This window comes from Chryseobacterium angstadtii, from assembly GCF_001045465.1.
Classification (GTDB): Bacteria; Bacteroidota; Bacteroidia; order Flavobacteriales; family Weeksellaceae; genus Chryseobacterium; species Chryseobacterium angstadtii.
The window spans coordinates 386,904-410,349 of record NZ_LFND01000001.1 but is presented as its reverse complement, the minus strand read 5'-3'; the positions used below and the strand labels follow the sequence as shown (position 1 = coordinate 410,349).

Sequence of the window (23,446 nt, the reverse complement as noted above, 5' to 3'; positions counted from 1 at the left end):
TTTTCATATTTTAAATTGATTTTGTTGATTATTTAGATAATTTCAGGCTTCAGCTGAACGAAAAAATATCCTTACCTTTGTTATGCTTAAACGGTTTCGGAATACTCCCGAAATCGCTTTTGTCGTTTATATCATTACTATTTATGCAGCTAAAACCTATTCACGAAAAGTTTCTTCCCGATCTGCTTCAGAAAGAATTTGGAAAAGAAATTTTTATTCAGTTGGAAAACAGCCGGCATATTTCCGTGAAAGGAAGTGCAGGCTCTTCGGTTTCTATTTTCGTTGCCGAACTTTTTTTGACGCAGAAGAAAACAGTTCTTTATCTGCTAGATGACAAAGAAGATGCTCTTTATGCCAATACGGAGATGGAAGATCTGCTCGGAAAAGAAAAAGTATTGTATTTTCCGGCGACTCATCTTGAACCTTATCAGGTGGAAAAGACCCAGAATGCCAATCTTGTTCTCAGAACGGAAGTTTTAAATAAAATCAACTCAGAGAAATCTCCCAAAGTTATTGTGGCTTACGCAGGGGCTTTATCAGAAAAGGTTTTAAAGAAAGAAGATTTTAAAGCCATTTCGCATCATATAAAAGTAGGAGACCAGCTGGATTTTGATTTTGTGGATGAATTACTGAATCATTACCACTTCCAGCAGGCGGATTTTGTTTCTGAGCCGGGAGAATTTTCGGTACGTGGAGGGATTGTGGATGTGTTTTCCTATTCCTATGAAAAACCATACCGTCTTACCTTCTTTGGAAATGAAGTGGAAAGTATTAAAACCTTTGATATTGAAACTCAGCTTTCCGTAGATAAAGTAAAAGACTTTCAACTGGTTTCCAATATGAACTTCTCGGTAACAGGAAGCCGGGTTTCATTATTGCAGCTGATTCCGGATGATAGTTTTGTAGTCACCAGAAATGGAGCTGTCGGTATGCAGAAGATCAAAACCTTTTATGAAAAGTCATTGGTGAAATATGAGGCGTTAAGTAAAGATATCGCACACAGAAGACCACAGGAACTTTTTATTTCTGATCAGGAATTTCTGTTTGATTTTAAAAAATTTAAAACCATTGATTTTGCCGGAACTTCTATGGAAGGACTGAAAGAAATCACTGAAATAAAAGCAGAGCAGCTTCCACAACCTTCTTTTCACAAGAATTTTGAACTGCTGATAGAAGATCTGGAAGAAAAGCAGAATGCGGGATATGATACCTGGATCTCTTTTTCAACGGAAAAACAGAAAGAAAGACTGGAATCTATATTTGAAGAACTGGAACATCAGCTTCCTTTTAAAAGTTTTAAGTCTGAACTGCATGAAGGTTTTGTAGATAACATCCATAAAATTCTGGTTTATACAGATCATCAGATTTTTGACCGGTACCAGAGATACAAAGCAAAAAATACTTTTGCGAAATCTGAACAGCTTACCCTGAAAGACCTGATGTCCCTGAAGATCGGCGATTATATAGCCCATATCGATCATGGAATTGGAAAATTCATGGGATTGGTGAAAGTGAATAATGACGGCAAGATTCAGGAATGTTTTAAACTCACCTATAAAAATGGTGACCTTTTATATGTAAGCATCCATTCACTTCATAAAATTTCGAAATACAATGGCCCGGACGGGAAAGAAATTGTACTGAGCAAGCTTGGTTCTCCGGCCTGGAAATCTCTGAAACAGAAAACAAAAGCAAAAGTAAAGCAGATTGCTTTCGATCTTATAAGGCTTTATGCAGAAAGAAAAACGGCAAAAGGTTTTTCCTATACACCGGATTCTTACCTGCAAAATGAGCTGGAGGCAAGTTTTATTTATGAAGATACACCGGATCAGGAAAAGGCAACGATTGATGTAAAACGTGATATGGAGGCCGATACGGTGATGGACAGACTCGTTTGCGGAGATGTAGGTTTCGGAAAAACGGAAGTGGCTATCCGTGCTGCATTTAAAGCGGCAACAGACGGTAAGCAGGTGGCGGTGTTAGTTCCTACTACTATTCTTGCGTTTCAGCATTTCAGAAGTTTTAAGGAAAGGCTGAAAGATTTCCCTGTAAATGTTTCTTATGTGAACCGGTTCAGAACGGCCAAACAGAAGGCCGAAGCATTGGACGGACTTAAAAATGGAAAAGTAGATATTATTATAGGAACTCATCAGCTGGTAAGTGCTTCTGTGAAATTCAAAGATCTTGGATTACTGATCATTGATGAAGAACATAAATTCGGTGTTTCGGTTAAAGATAAGCTGAAGACCTTGAAAAATAATGTGGATACCCTTACTTTAACTGCAACTCCGATTCCGAGAACGCTTCAGTTTTCGCTGATGGCGGCGAGAGATCTTTCTGTGATCAAAACACCGCCGCCGAACAGGCAGCCTGTGGATACTCAGCTGATAGGTTTCAACGAGGAAATCCTCAGAGATGCTGTGTCTTACGAACTTCAGAGAGACGGGCAGGTGTATTTTATCAATAACAGAGTAGAGAATCTTAAAGATATTGCGGGGCTTATTCAGCGGTTGGTGCCGGATGCAAGGGTTATTACCGGGCATGGACAGATGGAAGGAAAGCAGCTGGAAAAGAATGTTCTTGATTTTATGGAAGGGAAATATGATGTTCTTGTGGCAACCACCATTGTAGAAAGTGGAGTGGATGTTCCTAATGCGAATACCATTTTCATTAATGATGCCCACAGATTCGGGATGGCAGATCTGCATCAGATGAGAGGTAGAGTAGGGCGGAGCAACCGGAAAGCATTCTGTTATCTCATTACGCCTCCTTATGATATGATAACTTCCGATGCCAGAAAACGTCTCGAAGCGATTGAACAGTTTTCTGATCTGGGAAGCGGTTTTCAGATTGCGATGAAAGATCTGGAAATCCGTGGTGCGGGAGATCTTTTGGGTGCAGAGCAGAGCGGATTTATTAATGAAATGGGTTTTGAAACCTATCAGAAACTAATGCAGGAAGCTTTGGAAGAGCTGAAAGATGATGAAGAGTTTGAAAATCTGTTCGATAATGAAGAAGACAGGCAGAAGCTTTTCAAATCTGTGAAAGATGTTAATATTGATACTGATCTGGAGCTGATGCTTCCCGATTTTTATATTTCGAATACGGAAGAAAGGCTTTTACTGTATCAGAAGATTGCAGAAATCGACAATGAAAAAGATCTTCATCAGTTTGAACTTGAACTGATCGACCGTTTTGGGGAACTTCCGAAAGAAGCTGTCAATCTGTTGAAGAGTGTTGCTTTGAAGTGGTTGGCTTCGGAGATTGGTTTTGAAAAGATTGTCATGAAAAACGGGGTATTTTTAGGATATTTCCCTGCGAATCCACAGGATAAGTTTTATCAGACGGAAAGATTCAGACATATCATCAGTTATTTAACCCAAAATCCGGCAGAAGCGCAGTTGAAAGAAAAGGTAGGAAAAGAAGGGAATCTGCTGATGATGAGAAAAGAAAAAGTGAAAAACGTGGATGAGGTTAATGTGCTTTTGAAGACCATTATAGGACATCATTAATAAGAAGCAGGCCGGATTTTGTATTCGGTGCATTGTTAAAAAAAGACCTGAAAATTCATTTTTCAGGTCTTTTTTTATCAGTATAGCAGAAGATGAAACCACTTTGAAAGCGCTTGAAAATCACTATATAATGATAAAAATATTTGCGCTATCTGCCACTACATCAGGGTTTAGAGGAAGTTGTTTGGTGAAAACACAGCAAAAAGTTGTGCTTTGTAGTAATAATTCTACTTTTTTGTACGATTAATTTTACATCGTAATCTCTTTATTTCTACTTGTTTAAGGGGTTGTAAATGGTTTTTTATGATTTAAATTCATACCTTTGCAGCCCTCATTATGAAAAGAATAATCTATTGTTGTGCGGCAGGAATTCTGTCGTTTAACGTCAAAGCGCAGGTGGGAATTGGGACGACTTCTCCCAAATCTACTCTCGATGTCAACGGGAAAATCACCTTGAGAAAAGAACTCAGAGTAGGCGGCACTTCCAGCCAGGTTGGAACTGCTGGGTTGAACGGCCAGGTTTTGGTTTCGCAGGGCGAAGGCTTACCTCCGGTCTGGAAATCATTGAATGTATCTTTTATGGAAGAAGGGCAGTACAAATTGATCAATTCGTATCTGTCATCAGATCAGGCGGGTATTACAAACCTTTCAAACGGAATAGCTGCAGATGGTATTTACAAAAACAGTGTAGGAGACGATGTTGGTGATACCTCAAAGGGTAGATGGGCTAAAATTGCCGGCCTTGAAAACAATTTTATTATAAAAAACGGAAAAAACAGACTTACCTACCAATTTCAGACGGGGATAGAAATGAAGGCTCCGGACGGGGCTGCTTCCCAGTCTATCACTTTCACCTGTGGTGTTTTCAGAAACGGAAAACTGGTGGCGGTACGACCGGATAAGGTTGTTTCTAATAATAATACAGAGAAATCCGGTATTCAGGATTATATTTTTACACTTAATTATACCGAGCAGAATGTACCGGTGGGGGCACAGAAACTTGAAGTGGCGTGCCGTAAAATTGATACCTCAAATTTAAATTCACAATTCGCAGTAGGGCGGAATGTTTCAGATACCAATACGGTTTCCAATGCATTTACTCTTGAATCTGTCATGAAGATAGATGTTATTGAATACGTAACTTATAAAAGCAATTAATTGATGAAAAATAGTATATCAATCCTGTTTCTTATGGCAGGACTGTCTCTTTCTGGCCAGGTGGGAATAGGCACCGATTCGCCAAAAGCCAGGCTGGATGTCAATGGAGATGTTAATTTAAGAAATAAAATTGTGGTTCTGAACACTTCGGATAATACCCTTTCTCAGGGGAATAATGATCAGATTCTGGTTTCTCAGGGAGAAGGTTATCCACCCATCTGGAAAAGTCTTCGTATTCCGGAATACGAGCCGAACAAATTTTATCTGATATTCAATAATTCCTTTTCAGACAGAGCGGGAGTGAAGTTCACCAGCACTGAGCAGTCCTCTATTACTTCTAAAAGTGCAGCTTTTACAAAAGGTGCTGATATTTCCAGCCTTCCGGGGTTTAAGAAAATTGCAGGTTTGTCACAGCCAATCAGTGTATACAGTGGAGAAAGTAAAACGTATTTTCAGTTTGAAACGGTGGTACAGGCTAATCTTCCTGCTAATGGAACAACGGATATTTCTATAGACTATGCCTGCGGGATTTTTGTAGATGACAAACTGGTGAATTTAAGACAGAGAAACCTGAAAGCCAGTAGTGCTACCAGTACCTTCATTACACATAATCAGATTGGAGTGGTCTCCAACCTTTCCAAAGGATCACATATGGTAAGTGTGGCCTGCTCAAGGTTGGGATCTTACAGAACAGCCAATGATGTGGTACTTGCCGTAGGAATTAATGCGGCCACCAATATTAATGATTTCATAGCACAGTCTTCTCTTAAAGTAGATGTATACGAAATTCCTCAGGTATTCAATCCTATCATCAATTAAACCAGGTCATGAAAAAAATAATTATTATAAAATCTCTTTTACTGGCTGCTTTTGCAAGTGCCCAGGTCGGAATAAATACGCCCAGTCCTGTTAATATTCTTGATGTAAACGGAGATGTGAATGTAAGAAAAGAAGTAAGAACAGGAGGAACCAACCTTCTTAAAGGTTCGGCGGGTACTGCAGGAACTATTCTTCACAATAATTCTGAGCTTACGGCGAATGACTGGAAGGGTATTAAAATAGCGGACGGGCAGGGAAGTATGTCTGTATTTTCACTGAATACGGTTGCGGACCAGACCGGTGCGGTATTTTCCTCACCAAATGGCTCTACAAATCCTTACACAGAAGGAACAGCTCTTACGAGTGACTGGACGGTACTGCCCGGAACCAACGATACTTTTTCAATTACCAATGGTGTGAATAAAGTAGTGTTTACTTTTCAGACAACAGCACAGAAAACAGGAAATGGAAACTCTTCCTCAGGTTTTGCCTGCGGGGTTTTTGTAAACAATACACTCAGAGCAGTAAGAACGGACGTTCTGATAGGTTCGGAAGGAAGTTATAAAATCTTTAATCTGAATGCTACACTTACCAATCTTACTCCACAAAATAATTATACGGTAAAGATGGCGTGTACCAAAAGAAATCTTAACTCAGGAACCCTGGGAATAGGTACAGCTGTGAATACAACCTTCTTAAACAGCGAAATGTCCCAGTCTGTTTTAACGACCTCCGTATTGCAGCCATATTAATTTTCATAGGATAATCATATTAAAAGACCTAAAAACTCCATGTTTTTAGGTTTTTTTTGAAAAAAGATATAGATCGTTGTTGATTTGTTTAATAAATGAATGTTTTCATCAAAAAAATGAATTATATTTGTGAACTCACTAAAATATTTTTTCATGGGAAAAAACTACCTTTTTAAAGTCATTACCGGAGTGTTTTTCGGACTTCTGGTTTCATGTGACAATTCTTCTTCAGACCAATTTGAACCGAGTGCTAATAATGGTGGAAACAATGGAAATACAACGCCGCCGCCAGCCAGGGTTATCGAAAAAATTACACTGAACAACAATGTTCAGGAAGAGTATACAATGAATGGAACAGCTTTCCAGAAGGGAATGCTGAGAGATGGAAATACCAACAATTACTATACAGGAACTGTAACTTATATCAACAATAAAATAGGGAAAATAAAATTTCTGGGCAGTATTGGCGGAAGTATGTCCTATGACTTCAGTGTAAGTGAAGACAGTAAAGGAAATGTTTACAGTGCTACCTGTACTGCTACAGCTGCTACAGCATTGGACTCCTATGTAAGTGATTATATTTTCACCTATGATGCATCAGGAAAAAAACTGACGAAAATTCTTGAGAAAAGAAAAGTAGCCGGAAATACGGCATACAGCCTGTTCACGGAAAATACTTTTACCTATAACGGAGATAATATTTTCAAAGTGGAAAGCACCAAAGGAACCCTTACGGCAACCGGAGATCCTAATCTCGCTACAGCAAAGCTGACGGTATACAGCTTCCAGAACTATGATTCCAAAATCAATCCTTTTTCTACGATTCCAAAATCGTTTTTTACGGCATGGAGTCTGGCGCGTCCTGAAAATTTCTACAGAATTTCTCCGAACAACCCTACATCGTTATTTGTAATGCCTCCTTCTCCGGCGCCGGGAGTAAACACTCCGATGACGTATGTGTATGATGCTTTCAATTATCCTGTTTCGGATAAAGATCAGATACTAAAATATACATACAGAACGTTATAAACCATATTTGATTATCGGTTTTATTGGAATATAAATAAAAACATAACTTTTGTTCAGAAAAAAGTTATATTTGTCAAAAAATAAACAATTACCTGGAAATGAAACAACTTTTCTACTTTATTTTATTAATAGCAGGGTTATCTTCAATACATTCCTGCAAAAATATGTTGGACGAAGATGGGGATCCTCTATTGGATCTTAATGATACCGGAGGCTTAATAGGGCCTAGAGGATTATACAGAGAAATTACAGACAAAGATACAATCGCAGAATATCACTACAGCGGACTTTTGATGACAAGAGTCCTGACTCCTAAGAAATCCGTTACGGATCTCTCTTACAGTGGAGATAAAGTGAGCCAGATTACTTTTAACGGTTTCCTGGATCTGGATGGAGACGGAACAATAGATACAGACAGTATTTCTTATACTCAGCTGTTTACTTATGGTCCAGGGGGCAGGCTTACCACAATTTCTGAAAACCGTTCGGTGTTCAGAAGACCGCCACCGGTACCTCCGGCTACTACACCTGGTCCAATGGCGCTTCTTAGAAAAGCAAAATCCCTTTATACCTTAGGATATGATGCTTCTACAGCTAAGATGAATTCCATCCTTATGCAAAACGGACCTGATGTTGCAGGAACTAATTTCGCATTTACAGATTACTCTAAGACAGAGTATACGTATTTAGGAGATAATGTTTCTAAAGTTGTAAGAGAATATGGCCCTTATAATAATGGAGTATTTGGAAGACCTATCACAAGACTGGGTTACGACTTCTATGAGTATGATACTCAGATCAGTCCGTTTACACTGCTTCCAACGGCCTATAAAATTTCAAGACTTCTATCTACGGAAGCCAATGACAGAGAAAGCCATATCTTATCACCGAACAATCCTAAAAAAGCATCTGTAACAGATCTTGTACCTCCGATTCCTGTTCCGGTTATAAGAACAACAAATTATAACTACGATCCTCAGACCTATATGAGAAAAGGATTTGGTATTAATTATATTTATAAACCTTTCTAATAAGAATATTTTAAATATACCGGCTCAATCTGAATAAGATTGGGCTTTTTTATTTTTTATCCCTTAATTTTGCAAAAAATTTCTAAATGAAATATTTAATTGTCGGCCTCGGAAACAAAGGCCCCGAATATGAAAATACACGTCACAATATAGGATTCAAAGTTGCTGAAAAAATAGCGGAAACCCTTGAAGCATCATTCAATACTACAAATTTCGGATGGATGGCAGAAGGAAAGCATAAAGGAAGAAAGGTTTTTATACTGAAGCCGGATACCTATATGAATCTTTCCGGAAATGCCGTGAGATTCTGGATGCAGAAAGAAAATATTCCTTTGGAAAACGTACTCATTATTACCGATGATCTTGCCTTACCGTTCGGTACCCTGAGAATGAAAATGAAAGGCTCTGATGCAGGTCACAACGGACTGAAAAGCATCAATGAAATGTTAAACACCCAAAATTACGCCAGGCTCCGTTTCGGAATTTCTGCAGACTTTTCTGAAGGCCGCCAGGCAGATTATGTATTGGGAACATGGAATGAAGAAGAATCTGAAAAACTTGGAGAACGGATTGAAAAGTTTGCTAAAGCCAGCCTGTCTTTTGTTTTTGCCGGAATTGGAAATACCATGTCCGCATTTAATGGGAAGTAAAAATATGAGCCGGGGTTAAGAAGTAAATAGTAAAAGGCTGGAATATAGAATGTACTATTAAATAGTTACCCTTTAATGTATTGAACAGTAGAAAGAATAAAATTCGACTGCATTTCTGCCTTTTGATTTTTATAATTTTCCTCTTCAGGCTTCAGACCCCGACTCAGGTTAATCAATATATAATTGTTTTGTATTTTTAATGGATGATAGTATATTATGGACTTTCCTGAGGAAAGTTACTTTTTTTCGTCATTGTCTTTCTTACCAAAGAAAAAAGAAGCAATAAAGCCAAATAGAAAAACTAACTTTAATAAACGTTCCATATTTTTAATCTGTTATCTTTCTATCAGAATCCATAACTGATACCTGCGGTAACAATCCCCTTATTCCCATATCCAACTTCAACAAATCCTGCCAATTTCTTGCCGACCCTTAACCCCGCAGGACTTACCTGGTAAGCGAAGCCTACTTTGTTGTCTTTTTCGGTCTGGCGGTTTTTACGCTCTGTTGATGAAGTAAAGTTAATGCCTGCAGCTGCCGAACCATAAAAATTCAACCAAGGGGTTTTGATATAAGAATATTCCACTACAGGCATGGCGATAAACATATGCCGTGTTTTTTTAATATCATCGGTATTGCTCGTAGTGGCTGTTTTTGGGCCGAATGTTTGCTCTGATTTCATATACCCCAAATCACCTCCAACTTTAATACGTTCTGTAATTTGATTGCGGTAGCCCAGACCAAAAAAGCCATACAGTTTGTAGTCTTTTTGAACATAGATATCTAAGCCAGGCACTAATGCGGATGCAAGTGCTCTTGCAAAACCGTCTGAAACATCATCCTTTATTCTTATGGAACTGCCTTCGCTATAACCGGTAATACGTATTTCATGTTTGCCCGTCTGCGCTTTTACTGTAGCTGAGAACATTAAACCGGTTGCGATAATAATAATTGACTTTTTCATTTTTTAAATATTTATTTTTTTTGCTAAATTCTCCAGCATTTTGTTAGCTGGTTTCTCTTTAAATACGCACAAAAAATAAATACCCCTATGCCATCTCTAAAAAAATTAAAATGTCATTGAAATATTAATTATCTTTCTATATTATAAAATGTAGCTTTGTTGCATCTGTTAAAATATGGAAAAAGAGATACAGAATTTCAAAGCGCTCTTTTACAAATATTATCAGCCGCTTTGTAACCACGCTTTTAAATATCTTTCTGACCGGGATGAGAGTGAGGATGTGGTACAAGAGGTACTGATCCGCTTTTGGGAGCTAAAAAAAGAAATACCAAACGATCAGGCTATGCGGAACTATCTTTTTGCCGCTGTACGGAACAAGAGTATTTCTATGCTCCGTCAAAAAAATAATATCAGATTTGTTCCTATTGATGAACACAATTTTGAAAGTATTGAAGATACTAACAAAGAGCATAATGGGGAAGATATATCCTTACTTCTCGAAAAAGCTTTTGAGGATCTTTCGCCAAAATGTGCTGAAGTTTTTAAGCTCAGCCGCATTGGGAAATTAAAATATGCTGAAATTGCAGAACATCTGGGCATATCTATAAAAACGGTTGAAAACCAAATGGGCAAGGCCATTAAACATATGCGGGATTTTATTGACAGGAACCCACTATATTTCGTTTTGTTTATGCTTTATATTTTATATGAATACGTAGGGGGTTTTGTAGATAATGCGTTTTATAAATGAGATAATAACATGGATACAGAACAAATAAATATATTGCTGGCCAGACATTTTGCCAACGAAACTACCGAAGAACAGGAATTAGTTCTGGAAAAATGGATTGTAGACCATCGTGAAGAATATGTGGCCTTGAAAATTCTTTGGGCGGATACCCATGAGATCACCAGTCCTCAATTATTTCCTGTGGATAAGGCTTGGGAGAAAACAGAACAACAGATAGGTTCAGCTTTAACAGAAAAAGGCAATGTGAGGAAAAAGCAGTCTAATTATTGGATTGCTGCTGCATCAATAGTTTTGATAATGGTTTCAGGATTACTGTATTATTTCAACAGTTCAGTAACTGTGAATACACTGGCCAACGAAATTAAAAAAGTTTCACTTCATGATGGCTCAATAGTTACACTTAACGGTAACTCCGAAATAACCTATCCAAGATATTTTTCATCAAACCGCGAAATTGAGCTTGCCGGAGAAGCTTATTTTGAAGTAAAACATGATGCGGGAAAACCTTTTAAGGTGAAGTCAAATCAATTGCTGGTCCAGGTTTTAGGAACTACTTTTCTTGTTAAAAATTATGGAAAAGCTCAGCATGTATATGTAAACAGTGGAAAAGTGTCCGTAAAGGATGAACAGAGTGGTCAATCTGCCATTTTGAGCGCCAATCAGGCCGTTTCTATTTCCAATGGTACCATACTAAAGGAGTCGGCCAACGAAAATTACCTTGCCTGGAAAAGCGGAAAACTCAATTTTAAAGATGTGCCTTTACAGAAGGTCTTTACTACGCTGGAAGATTATTATCATGTTTCAATAGTTGTTGAGGATGGCTATAAAGGTTCATGCTTATTAACATCACAGTTTGATCGTCAGCCTCTTAACAAAGTACTCGAAGAAATGAGCCGTATTTTTGGTTTTACTTATCAACTTTCTGGCACAAAGGTAACCGTATCCGGAGTGATATGCGAAAAAAAATAATCAAACTTACCATATTATGTTCCCTGCTGATTGTTTGCTGCTTCAGCTGCCTGTTTGCACAGGTAAAAGAAGGTCTGCTAAATAAAGAAGTCAACATTACAAACGAAAATGGAACGCTCGGAGGGTATCTTTCCGAAATTGCGGCGCAGGGCATCCCTTTATCCTACAGCAGTAACCAGCTTAGATTAACATTAAAAATTAAAATGAAAAAAGGAAGGTACAAAATGTCCTCCTTACTGCCCATACTCTTGGCTAAAGAACGGGTGAATTTTGAAGACCTTGGAAATAAAATTTTACTGTATCCCATTCAGCTAAAGCCTAACCAAAATTTTAAACTCAGCGGTTTTGTATATATGGACAACAGTCTTGAAGCGCTTCCTTATGCAACTTTAAAATCTCCACTTAATAATTTGACTGTCAGAGCAAATGATTATGGTTTTTACAGTATGGATCTGAAACCGGGCACTTATATTATTGAGGCTAGTCATATCGGTTATCCGCCGCAGATTGACACCATTAACCTAAAAGGTGATAAAGTGCATGATTTCCATTTAAAAGGGGAAATAAAATTGGCTGAGATAAAGATATTGGGCAGGCAAAACCAGTTTAAGGATCCGCATGCAGTAAATTTGAAAGAAGCCTCCGGACTGCCTTTCATCCTGGGGCAGCAGGACCCATTAAAAGCAATACACCTTAGGGCAGGTGTTTCGGGGAGTATGGCTAGTGGCAGCATGAATGTCAGGGGTGGAACTTCAGATCAAAACCTGGTTTTGCTGGATGGCGCCCCTGTATATAACTATAATCATTTTACAGGGCTCCTGTCAATTTTTAATACAGATATAGTTAAGCATATCGATTTTTATAAAGGCTCTTTTCCATCACGTTATGAAGGCAGGCTGTCATCCGTAATAGATGTCAGAACAAAAGAAGGTAATATGCGTGAATATCACGGAGCTGCGAACCTGGGACTTCTTACCAATTCGGTTATGTTTGAAGGACCAATCGTAAAAGACAAGGTTTCTTTTATCGCAAGTGCACGCCGGAGCTGGATTGATGGCCTTATTGGCCTTCTGGATAAAGGATCTTCAGACTTTAAATATTATCTTTATGATGTAAACGTTAAGCTGAATTATAGAATTGATTCAACCAGCAGGGTCTATCTTTCCTCTTATTTGGGCAGCGATCGGTTTAGTTTAGGGCTGTCCGATGAAAACCGTCTGGCTTTTTCACTCAATTGGGGTAACAAGCTGATTTCTGTCCGATGGAACAAGGTTCATAACAGCAGGCTTTTTCAGAACAGCACATTATTATTAAGTCATTACAGCAACGTTGTAGAAGATGGCGGGACAACAGACACTAAACAGTTCAACAGGATTACCGATGTAGGCATTGATAATGATTTAACCTATCAGTGGAATAACAACCTGCAGAGTTTTATTGGCTTTAGGGTAAATTTTACAAGATTCAGTGCCGCCGCATCAGAATTTTATTCTGAACCTGTACCGAATGTAGAAACACAGAAATCGGTGCACTTAAAGTTTTATTCGGATAATGATATCAGCCTCTCGGATAAATTGAAATTGAAGGCAGGTCTACATTACACATCGTTTGTTGTAAAAAATAAAACCTATCATTCTTTTCAGCCGCGTACCGCAATTTCTTATGATCTGAATGCCTCCGGCAGATTTTTTGCCGGCTACTCCTTTATGGCTCAGTTTTATCATCAGATCAGTTTGAGCGGCATATCTGTACCCAATGAATTTCGTGCACCCAGCAATAAGGATCTGCCACCTGAAGAGTCTGTAATTTTTGAATTGGGCTACCGGCATTCATTTTCTTCTAAAGCAGGGATCAGTATTGAATTGTACCGTAAGAATTTCAACAATATTTTAATGTACAGGCTGGATGAAAACTATATGCCCATTGATGAAACTGCCCCTTGGCCGGACAGGATCATTTCCGGTAAAGGGTATAGTAAAGGTTTAGAAATAGAATATAAACAAAAATTAAATTGGCTGACATTACAGGCTAATTATACCCTTAGTAAAACGATGTATTCATCTGCGCAGATCAATGAAGGAAAACCGTTCAAAGCCCCGACCGATTTAAGAAATCAGGTAAGCTGTATGGTAACAGCTGATCTGGGTGAAAGATGGAGTATCTCAGGTGTATTTAATTATAGTACGGGAAGATATATCACTGTAGCACAGTATGCGCTTGAAGATATTAGTGACGGGCTGGGTGGTAAAAAAAGGGTAGAAAATTTTGTTGGGTATGATCGGGAACCCAATAATTATAAACTTTCAGATAATTATAACCTTGATCTGGGAGCGGCCTATTCAAAAATATACCGGTCCGGCAGGCAGGGAGTGCTGCGCTTTGGGATGAATAATGTGATTGGCAATCCTGCTCCGTTATTCGTTAATACAGAAACCGAAGATAATAGATCTCGGATATATCAAACCAAATCCATTAAGTTTTTGCCCTATATTAGCTATTCTTTCAGATTTTAAGATTCTTTTGTGAATGATTGTGTGTGCTTTAATCTATGGTTGAAAAGCATAGTTATTGATTGGCCTGTTACTCAAAAATAAAGACCATCGGATTTTCCGATGGTCTTCTTTTGTGCTTTAAAAAATCAGTTTCCAATCTAACTATAACATGATTTTTTATGTATGTGTAATAAAAATGTGCAAATTGTATTGCTTACAACCAGGTTACAACTCCGGTTTCAACATCATAATTGGCTCCGACGATTTTAATCTTACCTTCGTCTTCAAGCTTTTTAAGTGTTGAGCTCTGTAGGCGGATATCTTCGATGGCACTTTTTACGTTTTGCTGATTCAGTCTTTCCAAAAGAGCACCGTTTTTTGATGAACGTTCTTCTCCTTCTTCAATAATTTCATTGATGATCGGGTCGAAATGATTAATCAAATGGTTCAGGTTATCCATTCCCATTCCCTGGATCTGTGCTGCATCAAGACCTCCTTTTAATGCACCGCATTTAGTGTGTCCTAAAACAACAACAAGCTTGGAGCCTGCTACGTTACAGCCAAATTCCATGGAACCTAAAATGTCCTGATTGATAAAATTACCGGCAATTCTGATACTGAAAATATCTCCCAGCCCCTGATCAAAGATAAGTTCTGCAGAAGTACGGCTGTCTATACAGCTTAAAACTACAGCAAAAGGCCATTGACCTTCACGCGTTGCGTTCACTTGTTCCAAAAGATCTCTGTTGGCTTTCAGATTATTAACAAATCTTTGGTTACCGTCTTTCAGAAAATCTAATGCCTTCTCAGGAGTAATGGTAGATTGAGTTTCGTGTGTATGTGCTTTCATATGATTGTTTTGTTCTTTTTAAAATTAATAATTATTGTCATGAGCTTACATTGCTCTTCTGTGGGTGATCAGGATGTGAGAGTCTTCATCTCTTTCATAGTCTTTGTATGAAGTTTTGAAGCCTAATAGTTCCACATTAATATCCTCTTCTTTTGCTCTGATATTGGCAAAATCCTGAATCATTTCCAGTACATCCGTTGCAATATACGAAGTTCCTCTCGCATCAATGGTTACGGATGAGTTAGATTTTATGTTTTTTAAGGTCTTTTTAATAGCAGCCTTGTTTAAGAAAGAAACTTCTTCGGCAAGCTTAATAGTAATTCCGTCTGCATCATCCAGCTTTTCTCTGCTCAGATAATATGCCCGTTTCATATTTCCCTGAAGGATATAGAATACCGAGATCGCAAGACCAATACCTACTCCTTTCAGAAGGTCTGTAGCCACAACAGCCACAACAGTTGCAACGAACGGAATAAACTGGAATTTACCCAAATGCCAGAAATGCTTGAATGTGGCAGGTTTTGCCAGTTTATATCCAACCAGAATCAGTACTGCGGCAAGGGTGGCAAGCGGAATTAAGTTTAATATAAACGGAATAGTAAGTACACATACCAGCAAAAGTACACCATGAATCATCGCAGAAAGTTTTGAAGTTGCCCCTGCGTTGGCATTGGCAGAACTTCTTACTACTACGGAAGTCATAGGAAGCCCTCCGATAAATGAGCTGATCAGATTTCCGATTCCCTGTGCTTTAAGCTCAAGGTTGGTATCGGTAATTCTTCTCTGGGTGTCCAGTCTGTCTGATGCTTCAATACAAAGCAGGGTTTCAATAGAAGCTACAATGGCTATTGTAGCTCCTACAATCCAAACCTTAGGATTGGTGAATCCTCCAAAATCAGGCATCGTAACAAGATTTTTGAAATCATCCAATGACTTAGGAACGGGTAGTGAAACCAAATGCTGTGTACCAATGGCCAGTGAGCTTCCGGATAGTTTGAATAATTCATTCAGAAGTATTCCTGCTACTACGGCTACCAATGCTCCGGGAAGCATTTTCATTCTTTTTAGCGTTGGAATTTTATCCCATGCAATAAGAATGGCTACCGAAACCAGCGTTACTACGATGGCTCCAACATGTATAGCTCCGAATAGTTCTGTGAAGTATCCGAAATTAATACCATTGTCAAATATAGATTCATGCCCTTCGTAATCCTTATCGAACCCCATGGCATGAGGAATTTGTTTTAAAATAATAATGATACCGATGGCGGCAAGCATTCCCTCAATAACGTTGTTCGGGAAATAATTGGATATACTTCCGGCTCTGATAAATCCTAAAACCAATTGAATAAGTCCCGCAATAATACCTGCACAAAGGAAAAGCTCAAAAGCTCCCAAGTCTGTAATAGCGGTTAAAACAATGGCAGTAAGTCCTGCAGCAGGACCAGATACCGATATATTTGAATTACTGATAGATCCTACAACAAGACCTCCTACAATACCGGCGATAATACCGGACAATGGTGGTGCACCAGATGCTAAAGCGATCCCAAGACATAGGGGAAGCGCTACTAAGAATACAACGAGTCCGGAAGGGAAATTCTCCTTGATTCCTCCTACGAATGATGTTTTTTTCATAATGTTTTGAAAAATAGTATAACCGGCTGATCTGCATTCAGAGCATCAGTTATAAAAGATTGGAAATTTAGTTTTAAAGCACACGTATCCGATATCAGTTCTGACATGAATACTATTAAAAAAATCTAACTATACTTAAAAACTAGGCTTCCGGAGGCGGAGAAAATATGGTAAGTAAAGGAGACAGATGAAAGGAATCATCTATCAGCTCAAAAGTAACCCCCTGAAGATCAGGTTCGGAAAACTTGACATAATCGAATACATCTAAAGGTTTCGGTAGTGTCTTTTCGTACACGATAAAGGATGATGGGTGAGAATGGGGTTCCTCTTCATTGACTATTATATTGGTTCTTACCAGATCCCAGCCCGCAACAGCAGCAATGCTAGGCAGCGCTGTAAAGTTCAGGAAAAAAGTCAATACAATAATACTCCAGAATTTCATCTCTTATTTATTTTAGAAAAACTAATGTGTTTTTCTGCTCATTACCCAATCAGAACTTGTAAGGTTGTAGATTTTTTGGATGTCTTTCAAAATCTGCTCGAAATCAATATCCAAATCTATGATCTTACCTGTTCTCAGGTCAAATACCCAGCCATGTACAATAGGATATTCATCAGTGATGTATCTTTCCTGTACGCAGGCCATTTTGATCACGTTGATGCACTGCTCCTGAACATTCAGTTCTACAAGTCTGTCATAACGTTTTCCCTCATCTTCTATAGAATCCAGCTCAGCCTGGTGTAATCTGTAAACGTCGCGGATGTTTCTCAGCCAGGGATTCAGTAATCCCAGATCCTGAGGAGTCATCGCAGCTTTTACGCCACCGCAGTTGTAATGTCCGCAAACTACAATGTGTTTTACTTTAAGGTGTTCTACAGCATACTGAATGACCGCTGTTGAACTCATATCCAAAGTATTCACCACATTCGCAATGTTTCTGTGAACAAAGACTTCGCCCGGTTTTGCACCCATGATTTCTTCTGCTGTGGCCCTGCTGTCTGAACATCCGATGTACAGATAATCAGGGTTTTGAGTTTTTGAAAGTTCATGGAAGAATTCCGGATCCTGTGCGATTTTAGATTCTACCCATTTTCTATTGTTTTCAAAAATAACTTCGTACGATTGTGACATAATTTTAAAAGATATATAATTATTTATTTCGTTTAAATTATTTTCAAATTCAATAGATTAAATCAATAATCATGCAAAAATATAATTTTTACGGAAAAGCCAATCACTTTTAACAATATTTAATATTAAAATATGCTTAAAATCATGTTTAAATGGCCCTATACAGCCCAATTCCGGATAATTTATTTGAAAAATTGATAATTCAAACTCTAAAACTCTATCTAAAATTACAAACTATAAACGAAAAAAATAAAATTGAAGATTAAAATATTCTTAATTCTGCAAAAAAAACCGCCTCAGTTTTGAGACGGTTTAAATTTTACATTATATAAAAATTATTCTTTAATAATTTTCACTACTGTTTCAGAATTGTTGATTCTTACCAGATAAGCTCCGGAAATTAAAGAAGAGAGATCGGTGCGCTCATTTTCAAATTTCCCTGATTTTACCAGCTGTCCGGATAGATTGTAAACCTGATAGTAATACTCTTTAGCCTTATCATTTCCTTTGATATAAAGCATGTTTTTCACCGGATTAGGGAAGAACTCAAGTTTGTTCTGAGCTACTTTCTCCTCGATTACCGATTTTGAAAGAACATTGTTTGCTTTAGCCAAAGCATTCTTAGGAACCGGAATGGCAAAAGGCTCATATCTTCCGATTTCGTTTCCGCTGGCATCGTACTTTATTTCTGCACAACGGCAGGACATAGCAGCCTGCGGACGGAATCCGAAAGTGGGTGTTAAGTAATACAACTTGTCAGTTGCTCCTACGGTTTGCGTAATCACGGCATTAAATAACATACCCAGAGAAGATCCGGCACCTCCCTGATTCGCAGAAGTCCAGATTCCGGATTTCATAAACGTATCAGGGTTACCTCCCAGTTTGGAAGCATCCAGAGTATTTCCGCCATTGAATCCTCTTATTCCGTTATTCGGGAAAGTTCCGATATTGTATTCCGGTTTCGTTAAAACAAATCCATATCTGAATGAACCAATTCCTGAAGCATTTCCATACACAAAGCTACCTACATAATTCGGCTTATTGATATCATAAGATTCATTGTTCACATAAGTGTTGTCTTTACCCGGATCCAATCCATAAGAATTCGTGAATTTTGCATTATAGAACCACGGCGTATTTCCTTTTGAAATAAGATTCCCCAGGATAACACCTGTAGAAACACTTTCCATATCTACAATTCTCCAGCCTGCAGGACAAGGGTCATAGGCCGACTTTTCTGTAGCATGGCCCCATCTTTCCGGCATATTGCCATTCTCATCCGAAACCCAGTCCGTTTTTGCCGTATCAGACTGATATAAATAGCTCAGCGGATTGGTTACCGAATATTTAACGACTTTCTTCAGTTTATCAGCCTTTGAGTCAGAGGCAGAAACATTGGCCGTTGCAGAATAGGTATTGTATGGCTGGGTATAATTGGTTAAATATTCAGGTTCCAGCATATTACCTGCATAAGGAATAACTCCTGTAGTAGCATTGGCAGGATTGTTCTGTCTGTATACAAAATAGTCATTGAATGGTCTTTTACCGCTCACGACGTGGTTATAGAACATTCCGGGATTATAGAATACAGGTAGAGGATCTTTTCTTCCCCATTGGAAGTGAAGGCCTCCGCTGTCGCGCATTTGATCCAATCTTGCCACTGCAGCAGGGTTGTTGTTATTGTAAGATCCCAGCGGCCCTGTGTAGGCAGATGTATTGTATCCGTAAATATGTTCGTTAATAAAAGGAAGCTTGGCTCCTAAATCCCTGTCCATAAAAGTAGTTTTCATAGGAACTCCTGCACTCGTCATAGGATCTACAAATTGATCATTGGCAGGAATAACTCCGCCATTTGCAGCATTTTCCGGATCAAAAGTATAGGTTTCGATGACAGATCTCGGTGCCCAGATATGCCAGCTCCAAAGCACAGGATCGTTGTGCTTGTTGGCCGTCCAGGTGCCGCTGCCTACATGGAGTGCAACTACGGCATTTCCTGTAGCGTTCGGATTAAGAGTAACTTTTAATACAGCAGTATCTATAGAACCATCTATGATCTCCATCTTTTGGATCAGATTCGTATTGTTGGTCCAGACTACCGATGAAGATTTTGTGCTCTCTGCCGGGAAAGAAAAGTCGGTGCTTAAATGCAGTTTGTGCATGGCATAGGCCTTTCTTAACGGAATTTCAATAATCCTGTCATTGTCTTTGTTAGGATCCACTTTGTTTCCGTTCGGATTAGGAGTTACTAAAGCCGGATTGGTATATTCTACGTAGCTGTTAGGTAATTTCGTCCATGATTTTATAGTTTCGGTAGAATAAGTTTCAGGAGATGAAGCTACAAATTCAGTTTCAAACGCTTTCGGCATAAAAGCACTGTTAGGATCATATATACAACGTACGCCTCCGTTTCCGGTGTAAGCGCTGGTTGAGAATCTATGCCATCCCGGTCTTGGTTTGCTGCCGCTCAATGGATCTGAAATTAAAGTCAGTCCTGCTGCTCCGAAAGAAGGATATCTTACCTGATTGATCACTTCTGTAGCTGTCATAAATGTAGAAGTCAGTAAACCGCCGTCTGCACTCTGATCCTGGAAATTAATCACCGGAGTTATCCATCCTGTTCCGTATTTTAAAGGACTGGTTCCGTTCGGATAGGATTCGTAATTTCCGTTAATAGGGAATTTACCCAGATTCATTCCTGAAACGCCTGAAAAATCAAATCCAAACTGTGGATAGACTTTGATCCCCGGATAATCAGCATTTAAAGCAGTGGCATTGAATTCCGGATCAACAGTGTTTCCGGTATGTTTTCCCCACGGACTGTATCTGTTTTCATTCGGCATAGGTGTACTGGAATTTCTTCCTCCTGAAAAATAGCTTGAAGGAACTCTCCAGTTACAAGGACACGGGTCATATGGCGATTTCATGGCATATCTGGCACTGGCTTCTCCTACCGCAGCGTCATCTATATCCGAATAATTACCCTGGCGGGTGTCTCCCCATAAATCCCACGCAGCTATATTTTCACGATAAGGAGGATTGTACTTTTTATACTTCTGTTTTGAAAACCAGTTGGTAATCCCCACCTGAGTCCAGCTGTTGTTATCATTCTGTTTTAAAAAGTCTTCCCCGTCATTGAGTAAGGCTTCTCCTTTTTTAGCAACAAATATCGGAGTTGCAATAAAACTGATCGGGTTTTGTATAGAAAATCTTACGTTTCCGTTCGGGGTGTCTGTTCCCGTATTAAGCTGAGCAGAGTATTTATTTCCTCTTACTTTAATGAATTTAGACTGGAAAGCAGGATCAGTATAAGATAAATTGATCTCACCATTGATTGGATAAAGGCTTAAATCTTTAAGTCCAAACGATGGAAAAGGATCTTTTCTGCCCCATTGATACTGAAGTCCCGCAGATTTGTGCCAGTCGTTTCCTACAAAACTGGCATTGGTGGCTCCCAGGTTTCTGTCCATCCACTTCCAGTTGGTCACTAGATTTCCTTCTTTATCTTTTTCAAAACCGTGATGATAAGTGCTTCCGTTAATACTTGGATCATCGGTAGCCCATACATGCCAGGTCCAGTAAATCTGATCGTTTACTTTGTAAGATACCACAGCATTTCCTTCTTTTATTTTATTAACGAGTACCTTGATTCTGGCATTTTCACCCGTTCCCTCCAGAGTAACAGATTTTATAAGACCCGGTTCATCTTCCCAGTAAAGTCCTGCTTTAGCGGTGCCGTCCGGAATTTTGGTGTAATCTCCGTTATCGTTTTTCATGAATTCACCGCCTTTCGCCCACATTTCGTAAGCTTTTTTTACGGGAATATATAAGCCGTCTACCGGGCTTCCGTTTTTATCTTTTCCAGTGAAAATGTAACTGTTCGGAGCTTTGGTCCAGTCTGTGACAAGAGTGGGCTGCGCTCCCGGATTGATCGTGTAACAGTTAACAGAACATTCCGATGATTCATTTTTATAAGCTGTAGAGTTTCCGAAAACTCCGGTATATTTAATGAATTTGGAAATTTCCCGTTCAATGTCCTGTAATGATCTTTTGGTTTCATAAGAGGTATTCACATCATTTCTTAATGCTCCCACGCCATAAAGTGTCATTTCAGAAGTATCGGAAATAATCAGATTTTCAGATCCGGGACCTCTTCGAATTCCCTGAGTATTGGTATATCCAAAATAAGGACCTCCGTAATTACTGGTCGTGTTGGGGTTTAAATCAATATAGGTACCGTCACTTTTATAAGCTCTTAAACCTGTAGCAAGACTTGATACAATTACTAAAGGCTGCTGATCCGGAACAAATTCAGATAAGGCTTTCCATGTTCTGTTATAAAGATTGAAATACCTGCTTTCCAAACGGGCCGGATCCTTGAAATTGAAATAGCCCGGACCGTCTGGCTCTCCCGGCCACTGGCTGAATTTCACGAAGAAACCATTGGCTGAGAATTTACCGGCAAACATATACACCGGATCATCATAGCTGTACAGATAAGGAATCGGGTGCCCGGCTGCTTCATTGTAGATAAATTCGGGAGTAGAACCAAGCGTGCTGGCAATTGCTCCGGTATTGGCCAGTTTTACAGATTTGGTATCATTGGACTCTGTAATAATATCTGACGGATTGGTTGGGGAAAAAACAACATCATTTTTCTTATTGTCCATTAAAACATTACTCAGTTTGTTCCAGGAATGGGCTGAGGTTACCCTGTCTTTAATTCCTGTTGCTTTTCCGTTGAGGTCTGTAATCAGGGTTCCTGCTTTTTTAGGGGTTAAAAGCATCGTATATTCATTTTCATCCAGTTCACAGTTTCCAATGGAATAATCTCCCTGTTTGTAGTGGTTCACTGTCTTTCCCCAGACTACGCTGCTGAAATTGGCTGTTCCGGAGTCTGAGCTTAATTCCACCTTCAGATTGTAGGAGGAGTTTACAGAAGCCGGAAGTTCAAAATTAGCATTTAAAATTTCGTTGTACTGGTTATAAGAGTACAGTGTTTTGCACCATCCTGTAATCCATTCTCCCTGTGCATTCTGATACTTGATGGAGAGAAGGATGTTGCTGTTGGTGAAAGGTTTGGAAAGCTGTCCGTTCATCACAACCAATCCTTTTTCGTTCACATTTTGTGAAATGACAATCAGAGGATCCAGATCATAAACACCGGGTGGTGTAGGCATTTTAAATCCGGTCCTTCCGGGTTTCTCATTAGATTTCGGAATCGGTATGGTTTCCGAAAAAGCATGAGTCGATGCAATACAAAAGACTGCAGCAAAAATCTTCAATGTCGATTTTTTTTTCATACGTATAGAATTAAAAGTGTTTTTTTATGAATCAGAAAGTAGTCCGTATAAGATCCTGTAAATGACAGAAGAATATCAATGATAACTCATGAAATTCCAATATCTACTTGGGAAAAGAAAAAGGAAATTATACAATGAAAAAGTAACTACGGTCTATTTAAACAGGCTATAGCAATGATTTAAATGAAGTTCCAGCAGATGAGGAATTTTCAGAGCCAGTGGGAAAGGGGGTACTATAGAAAAGTACAGAGTCCTTTAAAAAGTTATTTTTTTTCATGTGTGTGTTTCAGAATTATGTTGTTTTTTTTACAATGATTAAAAATTTTAACTAAAAGTTTAATTCTTAAAAATTTATATAACAAAAATCAACAAAAAAATTTTTTCCCACAATAGAGAAAT

The 23,446-nt window shown here is 38.7% G+C and carries 16 protein-coding genes; 10 read left to right on the top strand and 6 right to left on the bottom strand.

The genetic code is table 11. From position 1 onward, the window contains the following. Positions 1-143 precede the first annotated feature (143 nt). The 7 genes from mfd to pth all read left to right on the top strand — a co-directional run bounded on the left by mfd (position 144) and on the right by pth (position 8,951). The gene (mfd, locus tag ACM46_RS01805) at positions 144-3,512 is read left to right on the top strand and encodes a transcription-repair coupling factor (protein ID WP_048504904.1); all 3,369 of its coding nucleotides are present in this window, start codon (positions 144-146) and stop codon (positions 3,510-3,512) included. Positions 3,513-3,848: 336 nt separating this feature from the next. Next, positions 3,849-4,670: a hypothetical protein gene (locus tag ACM46_RS01800; protein WP_048504903.1), complete on the top strand. Its 822-nt coding sequence runs from the start codon at positions 3,849-3,851 to the stop codon at positions 4,668-4,670. A gap of 3 nt (positions 4,671-4,673) precedes the next feature. Continuing rightward, positions 4,674-5,489: a hypothetical protein gene (locus ACM46_RS01795; protein WP_048504902.1), complete on the top strand. Its 816-nt coding sequence runs from the start codon at positions 4,674-4,676 to the stop codon at positions 5,487-5,489. An 8-nt stretch (positions 5,490-5,497) separates the two neighbouring features. Continuing rightward, positions 5,498-6,241: a hypothetical protein gene (locus ACM46_RS01790; protein ID WP_048504901.1), complete on the top strand. Its 744-nt coding sequence runs from the start codon at positions 5,498-5,500 to the stop codon at positions 6,239-6,241. Positions 6,242-6,394: 153 nt separating this feature from the next. Then, positions 6,395-7,270 (top strand): hypothetical protein, encoded by an 876-nt coding sequence (locus tag ACM46_RS01785; RefSeq protein WP_048504900.1) that lies wholly within the window; start codon positions 6,395-6,397, stop codon positions 7,268-7,270. A 164-nt stretch (positions 7,271-7,434) separates the two neighbouring features. Continuing rightward, a complete protein-coding gene (locus tag ACM46_RS01780) occupies positions 7,435-8,301 on the top strand; it encodes a hypothetical protein (RefSeq protein ID WP_241485950.1) in 867 nt (288 codons plus the stop codon). Positions 8,302-8,387: 86 nt separating this feature from the next. Further along, positions 8,388-8,951, top strand: a complete 564-nt coding sequence (gene pth / locus ACM46_RS01775) for an aminoacyl-tRNA hydrolase (RefSeq protein ID WP_048504898.1) — start codon at positions 8,388-8,390, stop codon at positions 8,949-8,951. A gap of 346 nt (positions 8,952-9,297) precedes the next feature. On the opposite strand, the gene ACM46_RS01770 is transcribed toward pth, so the two are convergent. Continuing rightward, entirely contained in the window at positions 9,298-9,915 is a 618-nt protein-coding gene (locus ACM46_RS01770) for a hypothetical protein (protein ID WP_048504897.1), read from the bottom strand. 175 nt (positions 9,916-10,090) lie between these two features. Between ACM46_RS01770 and ACM46_RS01765 the strand changes: the two genes are divergently transcribed. From ACM46_RS01765 to ACM46_RS01755, 3 genes are read left to right on the top strand one after another with little or no spacing between them, the layout of a single operon-like run. Continuing rightward, positions 10,091-10,666, top strand: a complete 576-nt coding sequence (locus ACM46_RS01765) for an RNA polymerase sigma-70 factor (RefSeq protein WP_048504896.1) — start codon at positions 10,091-10,093, stop codon at positions 10,664-10,666. A gap of 9 nt (positions 10,667-10,675) precedes the next feature. Then, complete coding sequence (locus ACM46_RS01760) at positions 10,676-11,635, top strand: FecR family protein (RefSeq protein WP_048504895.1); 960 nt, start codon at positions 10,676-10,678, stop codon at positions 11,633-11,635. Beyond that, positions 11,620-14,148, top strand: coding sequence for a TonB-dependent receptor (locus ACM46_RS01755; protein ID WP_048504894.1), 2,529 nt, complete (start codon positions 11,620-11,622; stop codon positions 14,146-14,148). The genes ACM46_RS01760 and ACM46_RS01755 overlap by 16 nt, the downstream gene beginning before the upstream one ends. A 193-nt stretch (positions 14,149-14,341) precedes the next feature. Here the strand turns inward: ACM46_RS01755 and ACM46_RS01750 are convergent, their stop codons facing one another. The 5 genes from ACM46_RS01750 to ACM46_RS01730 form a co-directional block, all read right to left on the bottom strand. Continuing rightward, entirely contained in the window at positions 14,342-14,977 is a 636-nt protein-coding gene (locus tag ACM46_RS01750; protein WP_048504893.1) for a carbonic anhydrase, read from the bottom strand. A gap of 45 nt (positions 14,978-15,022) precedes the next feature. Next, positions 15,023-16,615 (bottom strand): SulP family inorganic anion transporter, encoded by a 1,593-nt coding sequence (locus tag ACM46_RS01745; protein WP_048504892.1) that lies wholly within the window; start codon positions 16,613-16,615, stop codon positions 15,023-15,025. A 142-nt stretch (positions 16,616-16,757) separates the two neighbouring features. Continuing rightward, positions 16,758-17,057: a hypothetical protein gene (locus ACM46_RS01740; protein WP_048504891.1), complete on the bottom strand. Its 300-nt coding sequence runs from the start codon at positions 17,055-17,057 to the stop codon at positions 16,758-16,760. Positions 17,058-17,078: 21 nt separating this feature from the next. Continuing rightward, on the bottom strand, positions 17,079-17,747 hold the full coding sequence (locus ACM46_RS01735) for a carbonic anhydrase (protein ID WP_048504890.1): 669 nt from the start codon (positions 17,745-17,747) through the stop codon (positions 17,079-17,081). Between the two features lie 335 nt (positions 17,748-18,082). Then, positions 18,083-23,047 carry a T9SS type A sorting domain-containing protein gene (locus ACM46_RS01730; RefSeq protein WP_048504889.1) on the bottom strand — a complete coding sequence of 1,655 codons (4,965 nt, stop codon included), beginning with the start codon at positions 23,045-23,047 and terminating at the stop codon, positions 18,083-18,085. Between the last annotated feature and the right edge of the window lie 399 nt (positions 23,048-23,446).

Bases quoted from the DNA above. Each gene is read 5' to 3' on its own strand.
- ACM46_RS01780 (WP_241485950.1), top strand. From the start codon at position 7,435: ATGTTGGACGAAGATGGGGATCCTCTATTGGATCTTAATGATACCGGA.
- ACM46_RS01750 (WP_048504893.1), bottom strand. From the start codon at position 14,977: ATGAAAGCACATACACACGAAACTCAATCTACCATTACTCCTGAGAAG.
- ACM46_RS01795 (WP_048504902.1), top strand. From the start codon at position 4,674: ATGAAAAATAGTATATCAATCCTGTTTCTTATGGCAGGACTGTCTCTT.
- ACM46_RS01785 (WP_048504900.1), top strand. From the start codon at position 6,395: ATGGGAAAAAACTACCTTTTTAAAGTCATTACCGGAGTGTTTTTCGGA.
- ACM46_RS01730 (WP_048504889.1), bottom strand. From the start codon at position 23,047: ATGAAAAAAAAATCGACATTGAAGATTTTTGCTGCAGTCTTTTGTATT.
- ACM46_RS01790 (WP_048504901.1), top strand. From the start codon at position 5,498: ATGAAAAAAATAATTATTATAAAATCTCTTTTACTGGCTGCTTTTGCA.
- ACM46_RS01745 (WP_048504892.1), bottom strand. From the start codon at position 16,615: ATGAAAAAAACATCATTCGTAGGAGGAATCAAGGAGAATTTCCCTTCC.
- ACM46_RS01735 (WP_048504890.1), bottom strand. From the start codon at position 17,747: ATGTCACAATCGTACGAAGTTATTTTTGAAAACAATAGAAAATGGGTA.
- ACM46_RS01755 (WP_048504894.1), top strand. From the start codon at position 11,620: ATGCGAAAAAAAATAATCAAACTTACCATATTATGTTCCCTGCTGATT.
- ACM46_RS01760 (WP_048504895.1), top strand. From the start codon at position 10,676: ATGGATACAGAACAAATAAATATATTGCTGGCCAGACATTTTGCCAAC.
- ACM46_RS01800 (WP_048504903.1), top strand. From the start codon at position 3,849: ATGAAAAGAATAATCTATTGTTGTGCGGCAGGAATTCTGTCGTTTAAC.
- mfd (WP_048504904.1), top strand. From the start codon at position 144: ATGCAGCTAAAACCTATTCACGAAAAGTTTCTTCCCGATCTGCTTCAG.
- ACM46_RS01765 (WP_048504896.1), top strand. From the start codon at position 10,091: ATGGAAAAAGAGATACAGAATTTCAAAGCGCTCTTTTACAAATATTAT.
- ACM46_RS01770 (WP_048504897.1), bottom strand. From the start codon at position 9,915: ATGAAAAAGTCAATTATTATTATCGCAACCGGTTTAATGTTCTCAGCT.
- pth (WP_048504898.1), top strand. From the start codon at position 8,388: ATGAAATATTTAATTGTCGGCCTCGGAAACAAAGGCCCCGAATATGAA.
- ACM46_RS01740 (WP_048504891.1), bottom strand. From the start codon at position 17,057: ATGAAATTCTGGAGTATTATTGTATTGACTTTTTTCCTGAACTTTACA.